This is a genomic window from Pectobacterium peruviense (assembly GCF_002847345.1).
Classification (GTDB): Bacteria; Pseudomonadota; Gammaproteobacteria; order Enterobacterales; family Enterobacteriaceae; genus Pectobacterium; species Pectobacterium peruviense.
In genome coordinates, this window is record NZ_LXFV01000018.1 from 1 (window position 1) to 13,623 (window position 13,623).

5 protein-coding genes and 1 pseudogene are annotated in these 13,623 nt (G+C 53.6%); 1 reads left to right on the forward strand and 5 read right to left on the reverse strand.

Going from position 1 to position 13,623, the window contains the following annotated elements; all coding sequences use genetic code 11:
- Window positions 1–182: pseudogene (locus A0G03_RS14205) on the reverse strand (L-talarate/galactarate dehydratase); the annotation flags it as partial.
- Window positions 183–506: 324 nt separating this feature from the next.
- Here A0G03_RS14205 and A0G03_RS14210 point away from each other — a divergent pair.
- Entirely contained in the window at window positions 507–1,526 is a 1,020-nt protein-coding gene (locus tag A0G03_RS14210; protein WP_048259003.1) for a LacI family DNA-binding transcriptional regulator, read from the forward strand.
- A gap of 74 nt (window positions 1,527–1,600) precedes the next feature.
- Here A0G03_RS14210 and recD read toward each other — a convergent pair whose 3' ends face one another.
- From recD to recC, 4 genes are all read right to left on the reverse strand, one after another.
- Complete coding sequence (gene recD, locus A0G03_RS14215; RefSeq protein WP_048259002.1) at window positions 1,601–3,472, reverse strand: exodeoxyribonuclease V subunit alpha; 1,872 nt, start codon at window positions 3,470–3,472, stop codon at window positions 1,601–1,603.
- On the reverse strand, window positions 3,469–7,095 hold the full coding sequence (recB, locus tag A0G03_RS14220; protein ID WP_048259001.1) for an exodeoxyribonuclease V subunit beta: 3,627 nt from the start codon (window positions 7,093–7,095) through the stop codon (window positions 3,469–3,471). The genes recD and recB overlap by 4 nt, the downstream gene beginning before the upstream one ends.
- Complete coding sequence (ptrA, locus tag A0G03_RS14225) at window positions 7,092–10,040, reverse strand: pitrilysin (RefSeq protein WP_048259000.1); 2,949 nt, start codon at window positions 10,038–10,040, stop codon at window positions 7,092–7,094. The genes recB and ptrA overlap by 4 nt, the downstream gene beginning before the upstream one ends.
- Before the next feature lie 96 nt (window positions 10,041–10,136).
- Window positions 10,137–13,535, reverse strand: coding sequence for an exodeoxyribonuclease V subunit gamma (recC, locus tag A0G03_RS14230; protein ID WP_048258999.1), 3,399 nt, complete (start codon window positions 13,533–13,535; stop codon window positions 10,137–10,139).
- Window positions 13,536–13,623 lie beyond the last annotated feature (88 nt).

Consider the following 13,623-nt stretch of genomic DNA (forward strand, 5'->3'; position numbering starts at 1 on the left):
ACCACTTCAGTCAGCGGCTTTTGCCTGCCTGTCAGCACTTTCGCATCGCTAACCGGCGTTGCCAGCGGCAAAAATGCCAGAGAGAGTTTTACCCATTCGATTCGATCGCCCGACTCGGCAGCCGTTCTGACGTTCGTGACTTTTGCATAGCTAACCGCCGCTGAATTTGCACTGATGGTCATATCTCACCTCGTAAAATGATTGCGCTAACATTTATTAACCAAAAGGAAGATAGCGATAAATGAAGAAAAAACATGCAATATAGATCACAAATTAATCATTAAAATGCCCATTACATATCTCAAACAACCAAATAATGATTGCGCAATCACCACGAAAAGCAAGAGGATAAAACGAAAATACGAAGCGGGAAGTTCAATTGCCAACGCGAAAAAACGAGAAATTCGGCAGTTTGCTAAAAACACGGGTGACTGGAAAATCGATGTACCATCAACGATAATCCCACAACATGTGAATGTGCGCGCAGCTCAAAAGGGAACCTGTGATTGAAACGCGATAAGAACGCCAGCAGCACTCCGCCTCGCGCCCCCACGCTTGAAGATGTGGCTCGCGCCGCAGGCATTTCACCCATGACCGTCAGCCGCGCCCTGAACAACCCGAAAATTGTTCGTGCGGAAACCGTGAACAAGGTGATAGAAGCCGTCCGTGCCACGGGCTACATCCCAAATATGTTAGCGGGCGGACTGGCTTCCAGACGCAGCAAACTCATTGCCGTCGTCGTGCCGCAAATCAATAACAGCATGTTTGTTGATACCGTTCAGGCGATCAGCGATGAGCTGGCCGCGCGCGGTTATCACATGCTGTTGTGCGTCGCTGGCTATACCAATGAATCCGAGGCGGAGATTGTCGCCACTCTGCTTTCGCGCCGCCCTGACGGCATCGTCCTCACCGGTATTCACCATACGCCCGAGCTCAAGCGACTCCTCCTCAACGCCGCCATCCCCGTCGTTGAAATCTGGGATCTGACTCCGACGCCGCTCGATATGCTGGTCGGTTTTTCCCATGAAAGTATCGGGAATACCATTGGGCAGTATTTGATCGGTAAGGGACATTCGCGCTTCGGCCTTGTCTGGACGGAAGACGCGCGCGCTGGACTGCGCAAGAAAGGCATTTACGACGTCATACAACAAACGGGGAACTACGTGCGTGAAGCCATCGCCCCCTGGCCCGCGACGCTGGCATTAGGGCGGCAGGGGTTGAGCGAACTTCTCGCCGATGGCGAAGCTTTTGATGCCATTATTTGCAGCTCCGATACGCTTGCGCAGGGTGTGATTATCGAAGCCACCGCCAGAGGATTAGCGGTGCCGAAGCAACTGGCAGTGATGGGATTTGGCGATCTTGATTTCGCTGCGCACAACACGCCAAGCATTACCACAGTCAAGGTCGATCGCTGGAAGATCGGCACTGATGCCGCAGCAATGTTAGCGGAAAAGATTGAGGGGAAAAACGTACCCTCCCCCGTCATGGATATCGGCTTTTCACTCATTGAGCGCGAGTCCGCCTGAGGTTATCCCCGAAATACTTCAAGCAGCATATGCGTGCTGCATGTGCGTTGTTCAAAACGCTAACACCTTGCCTTTCAAACCGAATTATTTAGGCCATTAATGAACGCGCTAATCCTCTCTTCCAACCCGCTATAGCGCTGCGTGGGTGTTTTCACCGCACGACAGAGAATTCGGACATCGGTATAGAGTGACAGGCGTTGGCGCGCACGCGTGATAGCGGTATATACCAACTCCCGCGTCAGCACCGGCAAATAGTGGTTCGGCAGTACCAACGCTGTATGATCGAACTCCGATCCCTGCGATTTATGTACCGTCATCGCATAAGCCGTTTCATGCGGCGGCAGACGGCTTGGCGTAACATCTTTGGTTTCGCCATTCGGCAAGGGGAAAAACACGCGCAGTTCCCCGTTTTCACCCATCATAGCGATACCAATATCGCCATTGAACAGACCCAATGCAGCATCATTACGTCCAATCATCACCGGTCGACCGGGATACCAGCGGTTAAGTGGGTTGCGACTGCGCTGAATCAATCCAGACTGATGCAAAGCCTGCTCGATGCGCTGATTGAGTCCCGCTACGCCAAATGGCCCTTCGCGCAACGCGCACAGCTGGCGATAACGCTGAAAGGAAAGCAGCACTGCATCCGGTGTCGCTCCCGCTGCAATAAGATCAAGATAATCACGATAGCCTTCGACGCACTGTACCAGCATCGCCTGATACTCTTCAGCCTCGGCTAACGGGCTACAGGTGATATCGGCAAACTCGCCGTTCAGCACCGCACGCACGCGGGCATCATCACCGCCGTTCACCGCCAGCGCCAGTTGTCCAATACCGGAATGTGGATCGAAGCGATAGCTCCGACGTAACAGACAAATACTGTCACTGACCGTCGTCTGTCCTTCCGAGCCGCTCTCATCCAGTTCGCAGCCTGTCAGCCGCTGCAACTGCTGCGCCCGCGCACGGCTATAGCCAGCCTCGGCAAAACGACAGATGTCACCTAACACCGCCCCCGCCTCGACGGACGCCAGCTGATCGCGATCGCCCAGAAAGATAATTCTGGCCTGTACCGGAAGCGCGGCGATCACATTCGCCATCATCGGCAAATCGACCATCGAAGCCTCATCCACAATCAGCATATCCAGATGCAACGGATTTCCCTGATGGTGACGCAGTCTCTGGCTATCCGTCACTGCGCCTAAAAGGCGATGCAGCGTCGTCGCTTCCTTCGGAAACGCATCTCGCTGTCGTTGATCCACCGCCAGACGGTGCAATGCCAACCCCAGCGATTCCGTTAGCCGCGCGGCTGCCTTTCCGGTAGGCGCAGCTAATTGAATACGTAACGCCTCCCCTGTATTCAGCTCAATCAGCGCCGCCAGCAGCTTAGCAACCGTCGTCGTTTTCCCCGTCCCCGGTCCACCGGAAATAACCGCAATACGGCGCGTCAGGGCAACAGCGGCGGCCACTTTCTGCCAATCAATCTCTTCGCCCGTATCAGGAAACAGCCGATCCAGCACCGCCCGAATCGCAGGTTCATCGACCGACACCGTATCACGCTCGCTGGCGATAAACTGCGCCACGCGCCCTTCACTCTGCCAGCTACGCTGTAAATAAAGTTTTTCGCCTTGCAGCACCAGAGGCGTAGGTTTGCTACCGTCGCTTATGGCATCGGACGCCAGCAAACGTTGCTGCCAGGCAGCAACCGTGTTGATCCCTGACTCGGTGATCAACTGTTGCGCCAGTTCAGGTTCACGACCGTCAAATAGCGTCTGCGCCTGCAAGTTCTCCAACGGTAGACACACATGCCCCGCGCCCGAATGTGCACTCAGGCAGGCGGCCGCCAACAGCAGTTCAGGCTGCGTATCATCTGCCAACATTCTGGCAAACTGGATATCCAGAGCGCGCAGCAACCGCTGCGCCTGCGCCATTTCAAGCAAGGCAATCATGACGAAACTCCTGTGTCAGCATCATCAGGTGCCTTTCCCCCAAACACATCATCGTTGAACACGTCACCGTTGAAAAAATCGCCTTCGAACAACGCATCAAGCCCGAAAACAAATTCAGCAGAAGGACGAAAAGCAAAGATGCCATTACCGGGATGAGAATCCTCGACGCCGCGTAAAAACAGATAAAACACGCCGCCAAAGTGGCGCTCATAGTCATAATCCGCAATGCGATGACGCAGATAGCGGTGCAGAGCCAGCGCGTAAAGCTGGTATTGCAAGTCATAGCGGTGCTCGGCCATCGACTGAGCCATGGCAGTCTGGGTGTAGGCACTGGCATCAGGACCAAGCCAGTTGGATTTATAGTCCAGCAGGTAGTAACGTCCTTCCCAGCGAAAGACCAGATCGATAAACCCTTTCAGCATGCCTTTAACCTGCTGAAAAGAGAGCGCCGGACACTGTGCGGATAGCGGGTCGTAGTGCTTTGCCAACCGATCAAGCTGCGCTGCCTGTATCGGTGCCTTAATCGGTATATAGAACTGTAGTTCAGCCTGCTTATCCGAATTATCCAGCGCCGATAGCGTAATTCCTTGCTCGTTAAGTGGCGTATTCAAAAGCGTATCCATCCACGCCTTCAACACCGGATGCCAGTGCGCTTCAAACCCCTGAAGCTGCAACTGTTCAGCCAGCCAGTCATCATCAACGGGTTGGGTAAAATCCAGCGTTTCAAACAGGCTATGCAAAAACGTCCCCGGACTCGCGCCGCGCGGGAACGTATGCGGCGTCAATTGGGTTTCCCCCACTTCCTGACGTTCACCTATCGCTTCAATATCCAGACGCGGCACCAGATCCTGCGCGTTTGCTGAACCGTGTTGCTGAAGCCCCGAATAGCTGGTCACTCGCCAGCCGTCGCGCAGTTGGCGCTCAATATGACGAGCCTGCAATTCTGCCAACTCTGGTTGATCCGGTTGCCAGCGCTGCGCTTCCGTTGTCTGTAGCGGAGTCAATGCAACACCGTCACCCACCATTCCCTTAAGCTCGCTGACCAAGATGGCAACATCCGCCTCTTGACCCCGCTGGAGCAAATAACCCAGCGCACTGTGGTGCATATCACTACTGCCATCTTTCTTACGCGACCTCTGAACGGGCGCGACACCAACGCTACAGTGGTAGATAGAACGGGTTAGTGCGACATACAGCAAACGTAAATCTTCCGCTAACCGCTCTTCTTCCGCCAGCGTCTGGCTTTCTTCATTATTTTGCAGATCTAACACGGCCTGATAGCTATCGCGATCGTGATAAATCCCCTGATCCTGCACGCGGAAATTGCTGATGAAAGGTAGCCAAACCAGTGGATACTCCAGCCCTTTCGATTTATGGATCGTCACGATCTGCACCAGATGGCGGTCGCTTTCCAGACGCAGTTGTTGGTTCTCTGCCTGCGGATTAGGCTGGACAATCTGTTGCGATAGCCAGCGCACCAGTGCGTGTTCACTGTCGAGCGTTGCCGAGGCATCCTGCAATAATTCACCAATATGCAGAATATCGGTAATACGGCGTTCTCCCTCAGCGCTCGCCAGCAGGTTCTCCGCCAGTTGATGGTGGCTCATCAGCGCACGCAGCATTGGCAATACACCACGTTGGCGCCACAGCGCACGGTAGCCAGCAAACTCATCCACCAGCGCATCCCACGCGGTTTCGCTTTGCCCTAAGGCATCAACCTGTTCGGCATCCAGCCCCATTAGAGCCGTCGCCATGGCGCTGCGTAACGTGCGCTCCTGCTCGGGTGCCAACACCGCCTTCAATAGCCACAACATATCGCTGGCTTCAGGCGTAGTAAACACGCTATCCCGATTGGACAAGTACACCGACGGAATGGACAAACGGCTCAGCGCATCACGAATCAGCGAGGCTTCACGTCGGCTACGCACCAGCACGCTCATGTCAGAGGCTTTAACCAAACGCCGGGAATCATCGGTTACCAGCCAGGCCTCTTTGCGCTGGCTGGCTGCCAGCCAGTCGCGAATCTGTGCCGCACACTGGCGCGCCATCTGCTGCTGATAATCCCCGACGCCAATCGGTTCTTCACCCGTTAGCCAGAATTGCAGCGCAGGCTGAGGCTGTCCGGCGATGTCAAACACCAAACCGCGCTTAGATTCCGCAGGTTTGACCGGTAAAAAAGGGATGTTGTGAAAAATAAAAGGGTGCTCAATACGTTCAAAAAGACGATTAACGCCACGTACCATCTGGTGAGATGAACGCCAGTTCGTGCCCAGCGTATAATGTGCGGCCACTTCTCCACGCGCGTGCATGTAAGTAAAAATATCCGCACCGCGAAATGCATAAATGGCCTGCTTAGGGTCACCGATCAGCAATAGGCCACACTGTGGTTGTCCGACATAAAGCGTGCGGAAAATACGATATTGTTGGGGGTCGGTATCCTGAAACTCATCGATCATTGCCACCGGATAACGCTCACGAATGGCGCTGGCAAGTTGCTCCCCACTCGGCTGTTGCAATGCGTCATCCAGACGGCTCAGCAGATCGTCAAACCCCAGTTCCGCACGCTGTCGTTTTTCTTCACGCACAGAATCTCGGATTGCCGACAGCGCGCGTACAATGACCAAATCACGCAGTGATAGCGGCGTTTCTAGCAGTCGCTCTGTTGCCTCAAAGATGGCATGAACGGGCGGTTCGCCTTTCTTCGTCTTCTCGATTAACGTTTGCTGGGCAAACCTCACCAGATCTTTCGGCAGTTGATAATCCAACGTCGGTTGCTCAGCCCACTGTGTGACTTTCTGTAGCCAGTTGGGAAGGTGCTTGCTGCTATAGCTGCGCTTATCAACGCCAGAAGCACTAATCAGCGCTTCCAAATCCGCTGCTGACGCCAGCCAGCGTTGTTTGTAAGCGTCGATGGTCGCCACGATTTTCTCATGTCGACTCAGCAACGTTTCGTCCTCTTCTGGCGGCAAGCGAAACGCAGGCGCTTCACCGTGCAGATAAGGCGCCAGATCGGCCAGCAAATTCTCCGGTCCTTTCCACTCCAGACCGACAATACGCGCAACTTCTACCGGCAGCGGATAACAGTAGCGACGCCAGAAATCGGCGCAGGCCTGACGGCGTAACGGCTGTTCATCTTCTATCAGCACCTGTTCAAAAAGCACGCCGGATTCAAACGCATTGGTACTGAGCATACGTTGGCAGAAACCGTGGATCGTGTAGATCGCTGCCTCGTCCATTTGCCGTTCGGCTGCCAGCAATACATCGGCGGCCTCGCGGTGATCTGAAATCTCCGCCAGCAGTTGTGCTAGCGAGGTATCCTTAGGTTCCTGCGCCGTGTCACCCTGCGCACTTTTACGCAGACAGGCGATGCGCAACGCGTGAATTCTGGCACGGATACGTTCGTGTAGCTCTTCGGTCGCAGCCTCAGTAAAGGTCACAACCAGAATTTCCTCGACCAGTAACGGGCGTGGATACGCGGCTTGCTTACCTAGCCCCAGCAGCAGACGTAGGTAGAGCGCCGCCAGCGTATAGGTTTTCCCCGTTCCTGCCGACGCCTCAATCAGCCGCTCTCCTAAGAGCGGCAACGTCATGACGTCTAATGATTGCGGCGCGGCATTTTTCATTCTGCTGAAACCTTACTGACAGCTTCCGATGCCGCTGGCTGTGCTACGGGTGCAGGGATCATCGTGGGTGCTTTCTCACGCGGTAACGTTTTCTGCAATGAAGACGCATCAGCATAGGTATGCCATCCTTTCGGTGCAGCATAGTCAGCTTTACCATGATGGCTACCAGAAACCTGCGACAGCACCGCCAGACCTTCAGGCTTCAGCGCCTGTTGGAAGAAATCCGCCAGTTGCTTCACCGTCAGCGGCTTGATTTGTTCGAGCAACTTCTCACGCGAATCAAAAGCAAAGTTTTCCCGATCCAGATCGCGACGCAGTCGGCTAGCCTCTTCGCCCAATGTTTGCGGACGCTGGCTCAGTTCATTCATCACGCCTTGCTTATACTGCGCAAACTCTTCTTCACTCATCTCACGCAGTCGCTTTTGCGCTTTCAGGAAAAAGTCTTCATAGCGCTGGTACAAATAAGCAGGTTGTTTGCTATTGCTCTGCAACAGGAAGCCGATGCCCATCTGTCGGCCAACGGTCGTCGGGAAGGCAAACACCGCATAGCCCAACTGCTCTTCCGTTCTCAGTTGGCTATAGAACCAAGGCTGGACGATCTGCCCCAGTACTGAGCCATAGGCCATGCTTTCCGTTTCCGAATAACCAGTCGGTACATACACCGCCGCTAACGCGGAATCCGTACTGCTGCCCGGGCGCTGTAGGTTAGCAAGCTGAGGCTTACTGACTTTAACATCATCACTGCGCGACAGATTTTCTCCACCGGCTTTCAGATGCGCTTTCAGCGTGTTCGCCAATTCGGTTACCCGCTCCGGCGTCAAGTTACCGACGACCAGCATTTCCGGCGTGGCTTTTTGCAACAGATCGTTGCGGTAGTTAACCACATCCTGTAAACGGATATCCTTCAACAGCTTACGGCGTTCACCACGCTCAAAGTAAGGCAGTTGCGATACGGCCTGAATCGGTTGTAGCGCCTGTTCAAAGGCTTTTGATTTCTCGACGGCATCCAACTGCTGCAAGTACCAGGATTTAGCCTGCTCCAACTGCGCTTCCGTCGAGGTAAAGGAAGCATAGCCATCCGCCAACGTCAGTAGCAATCGTGGCAAATGTTGGGTATAGCCATCGGCACTAATCACCAGGCCATCATTGCTGCGGGTGGAGAAACTGATGCCACCAATCGACGCCTGATAACTTAGTTCATCCAACGCCAGACCGGCCAGATAATCGTTTAACGCAAACAGCACCTGATTACGTGCGGTACTGCGCGCCTCCTGATTACGGAGAAGCAGCGTGATCTCTGCTTTTGGCTCATCAGCGAAGTAGTGGCTTGGCATGTACAGCACACGCAACCCCGGCTGATTCAGCAGGAGCGTCGGTTTAGTCATCGCCTTATCCGCGTTGATCAGAGAGAAATCATCTGGGATGTAAGGGTTTATCGTCGGCAACGACAGCGACATTTTCTGACCCAGCGTTTTCCATTTTGCAAAGGTCGCAGACGGGATTTTATCCATCTCGTACGGCGCATCGACAAAATAGGCGACCTTATTATGCGGCTCATTCGGGCTGATGACCCAAACACGCGCATTCTGCGGCGTCATCTCATCCAGTCGTGCGGCGATAGCCTTCGGATCGTAGCGATCCGCGACATACTGTGCATCCAGCGTGTGCTCGACCGGCACGCGCAGCATGGTATCAACCAGCCATTCGATGTAATCCATATCCCGGCTAATGGACGGATAGCGGAAATCCAGATCCATAACATGTGCGATCTCATCAAAATAACGCTGCTGAATTCCCTCGGTACGGATTTGTTGCAGGTAACGGAATATGGCTGCAATCACTTCATCACGCTGCGCCAGACCTTTATCGGTCAGCGAGGCTGAAATAGCGAACATGCCGCCGTTGCGGTCGATTATCGGTGAAGAACCGGCACCAATAGACTCAACCAGTCCTTCCTTTTGCAGCCAGTCAGAGAGCGTATTCTGGCTACGGTTGCCGAGTAGATAGCTGATATAGGTATCCGTCTTGCTACGGAATTCCTGGCTAATATCGCTGACGCGAAACTCAATACGCAGCTGTTTTCTCGGCTGGGCAGGAACATAGTGAATCATTACGCCACGCTGCTTCTCCGTCGTTACGGGAACCGTAACCGCAGGGATGCTGGCATTGTGATTGGCAATACGCCCGAATGTATCGACGGCCAGTTTCGCCAGTTCAGGCAGAGGTTGATTGCTATAAATCACCCCTTTCATCAGGTTGGCTGAGTAGTATTGCTGGTAGAACTTCACCAGCTCATCATGCAGTTTGCTGCCGGGTTTATCGCTCAGGGTTTCAAGATTACCGCCAGAGAAACGTGCGCTTGGGTGCGCCGGATTCAATGTTTCCGCCCCTACCTGTGCCATGCGGTGACCGTCACGTGAACGCGCCATCGTCAATTCCGCATTAACTGCATTACGCTCACGATCGGCGTTTACCGGGTCGAGCAGCGGCTCCGCGATAGCATCGGCCATCCGATCCACGGCAGGCCGCAGCGCATCGTTTTCCACTTCCAGATAAAAGGCCGTACGATAAGAGGCCGTGCTCGCATTGTGGCTACCACCGTGCTTTTTCAAAAACTCGGAAAGCGCCTCTGGTTCTGGGTAACGTTTCGAGCCCATCAGCACCATGTGTTCGAGGTAGTGCGCTAACCCGAGTTGGTTATTGGGATCGTCCAACGAGCCAATCGGCAGCGCCAGTGATGCCAGCGACTTGGGTGCCTGCGTATCGGAAACCAACAGAACCGTCATTCCGTTATCCAGTTTGATCGCCTGATATTGTCGCGGATCTTTTTCGCTTTTTCGAATCGTCTGAGCCAGCGGTTGCCAACCCGTTTCAGCCCAACTCGCCGGAAGCCAGAATGTGAATAAAAGAAACCACCCGGTAATCCAGACCCACTGTTTACGCATGCAATTCTCCAACCTCATATCCATCACTTTTCACGTTGCAGTGCGTTATCTTTTCGCACCTCGAAATCTACACAGACATTATTCAAAACACATTCATCAAGCCAGATTAGAGCGGAACGGCGGCAGTAGCCAGATTTGCGCCGCTTCAATCACCTCATTCATTCGTTTTTCATCCAACTCACGAATAATGCGTTGCAGGTAATAATCTTCACCTTCACCCCGCATTCCCATGTTGCCCTGCCAGGCTTGCAGCAAGCGGGCACGCGCCTTATTCTGCGTCTCGTCATCTGACCGCAAGCTATCACTTTCACGATCATAACATTCAGCCAGCCACGCGCTCCCTGCTTTATTGAGCAGTAACAGCGGCTTGCTCATTCCCTGACGATATCCATCCAGCATGACGCTCAGATGTTCTCTGGCCTGCGCTTCCGACAGTGCGGCAAAGCGCCATGCCGTGTCTTCCCGCCCATACAGCCGACTTTCTCCCTGTCCACCCGTTGCACAATAGGCCAGATGTTCCAGCCACAGCGTAATACCATCCTTCATGGAAAGCGTTCCGGGACGCCAACGCAGCAAACCATCCGGCTGAACCTGATTCAGCCATCCGCTGACACGCATGCCGTTAAGGAGAATATCCACTTCCTGGCTCACCGACAGCGACGGCGTTAATTCATCACGTACACGCGCGGCTAACTGCGCCATATCCTGCTGCTGTTCCTGCCAGTAAATTTCGCCAAACGCGCCGTAGGGCAATTCGCCCGCAGCTCTGGCACGACGGTACAGTTTTTCCGTATCACCTTCATTAATCAAGGTATTAAGTAACTCGCTATTCAATTGATAACGATTCAGACTATCGACGACAAAAGGCTCTTCATCCAATAGTTCGTCACTGTGCAGCATAAAGCTTACGCCAAGCCGCAGTTGAAAAAAGGCTCGCACGGGGTGACGATAAAAATGCTTCAGATCGTCCAGACTGACATCGCTATCACTTGCTCTTTTGGATAGTGCTTCACGATCGAAATCAGGCTGGGCCTCCCCTTTTCGGTTCGCCGCCGCCAACCACTCTGCCGCAAAACTCAACGGTTGCGGTACAGGCAGGAAATTATGCGCATCAAAAGGCATACGGCTATGCTCACGGCAAAGGTGCTTCGCCACGCGCTCGGCGCTGCTATCGATATCCAGCGCGTCATCGCCCGGCAGGACATAACTCTGCGCGATATATTCCGTCAGTTCGCTGACCAATACGGAAGGATAGCGGCGCGTATTATCCTGAATCGAGCGTCCTATATAGCTGATGTAGAGTTTGTGCTGTGCCGACAGGAGCGCTTCAAGAAACAGATAGCGGTCATCGTCACGTCGGCTACGGTCACCGCGCTTGATTTTCCGCCCCATCAGATCGAACCCAAGCGGCGGCAGCGTCCGAGGGTAAACACCATCGTTCATACCCAGTAAACACACGACCTTGAAGGGGATGGAACGCATAGGCATCAACGTACAAAAGTTGATAGCACCGGCCAGAAAACGCTGGCTAAGTCGTTCTTGATCGAGACGCCGTGACAGTTCATCACGTAACCGAGATATCGGCACCTGTTGCGGATAATGCGCCATCGTGCCCATGCCAATCACGTGCTGCCACTGTTTTTCAACTAGCGCCAGCGCCGCTTCAGTCTCGCTATCCGCATCAAAGAAGGTTTCGATCAGCTCTCGGCATAGCGGTAACCAATCGACAAGCAAACGTGGCTGGGACAGGCGCTCACGCCATTGATGAATCTGCATCAGCAGTTCGGCCAGTTGACCAGCCAGCTCAGCAATCAGTCCACTGGATTCATCATAAGGCAGCACGCCCTGCCAGTCGCCAACCTGGCTATCCATCGCATAGCCCAGCAGCATCCTCGTCAGGCCGAAGCGCCAGGTATGCTGCCCCGTTGGCGGCAGCATCAGATCACGTACGTTGTCATCATCCAATCCCCAGCGCACGCCCGATTCCACTACCCACAGGCGCAAACGCCGTAGCCCTTCTTCCTGAATACCGAAACGGGCAGCCAGTGCGGGCACTTCAAGCAACGCCAAAACCTGCTCCGCCGTAAAACGGCTCGTGGGCAAATCTAACAGACTGATCACCGCCTGCAACGCAGGATGCGCATGTCGCGCACGCTGATCGGAAATGGAAAAAGGCAGGTAGCGGTTATCCGGCGCATTGCCAAACACCGCCTGAATAAACGGCGTATAGCTGTCGATATCTGCCATCATCACGATCACATCGCGCGGCATCAGTTCAGGATCGTCTGCCATCATGGCCAACAGCCGATCGTGAAGCACTTCAACCTCACGCTGCGGACTGTGACAGGCATGAAAATCAATCGAACGATCATCGGGTACCAACAAACGCTTTTGCGTGCTGGTATTTTGTGTCTCGTGGCTTACCGCCACGACCGCATGATCTTCCAGCTCAAGGATGTCGCGCTGCAAAGTTTGCAGCAGATTTTCACCATCCGACTCCACAAAGGCATCGATTTCTTGCACGTTATCCAATTCGGCCAGCAGATACAGGTTATCGCGACCCAGCTTTCCCCACGATGCCAGCAGCGGGTTATTAATCGACTGTTTACCGTCATCATTGAACAACGTTTCAGCCTGTGAAGGGTCGCGAAATAGCGGGCGAGTCTCATCAGACTGCTCGCGGCCAAAGCGATGTAAGCGGCGGTTGCGGGCTTTTAGCTTCGCCAGAAATTTATAATCCTGAATGTCACTCCAGTAATGGCGGCAGGGATTGGTAAATAACAGATGCACATCAATATGCTGCGCCAGTGCGTTCAACGCCTGTAAGTAGATCGGAGGTAACGCGGAGATACCGCAGATAAAAACGCGTGGCGGCAGACCGTTAGGACATGTTTTTGCATGTTCTAATGCATGAATAAAACGTTGGTACAGAATCGCATGGTGCCATTCGGGCTGTGCCAGTTCACGCGTGTAATCCACCAGTGCGCGCCACAGTGCCGACTGCCACAGCTGATTTCCCCCGAGATCGTCAACCTGTTTCCCCTCTTGCCATGCTTTAATCCAATCAGGGCGATAAATCAGATATTGATCGAAAAGATCCGCCACGCGTCCGGCAAGTTGGTGCAACTTGCGCTGGTTATCATCATCCTGCAAATAGTGGTTAAGCGCAGAAAAATCAGGCTGTTCCAACAAATCAGGCAGCAAATGCATGAGCTTCCACGTCATCGCATCCTTACTAAAGGCGCTTTCTTTTGGAATATCCGGCAGCACATGGCGACACATATTCCACAAAAAAACGCCGGGCAAGGGGAATTGAATATTGGCAGCAATCCCAAAGTCCGCAGCCAGTTCAATTTGCAACCACTGCGCCATCCCAGGGCTTTGTACCAGAATCACTTCCTGCTGGAAAGGATCCATAAGCGGCTGACGTTTTATCAGCTCAACCATCAGTTCTTTCAAGATATCCAACTGATTGGAGTGATAGATTCTAAACATTCTGGCTCCTGCTACCGCTGCTTACGATTGATCATTCATATACCCGTCATACTTCAAGCTGCATGTGCGTTGGCTTCTCTTACTCACC

What these genes read in the sequence shown, in the direction of transcription:
- recB (WP_048259001.1), bottom strand. Translation starts at nt 7,095, where the DNA reads ATGAAAAATGCCGCGCCGCAATCATTAGACGTCATGACGTTGCCGCTC.
- recC (WP_048258999.1), bottom strand. Translation starts at nt 13,535, where the DNA reads ATGTTTAGAATCTATCACTCCAATCAGTTGGATATCTTGAAAGAACTG.
- recD (WP_048259002.1), bottom strand. Translation starts at nt 3,472, where the DNA reads ATGATTGCCTTGCTTGAAATGGCGCAGGCGCAGCGGTTGCTGCGCGCT.
- ptrA (WP_048259000.1), bottom strand. Translation starts at nt 10,040, where the DNA reads ATGCGTAAACAGTGGGTCTGGATTACCGGGTGGTTTCTTTTATTCACA.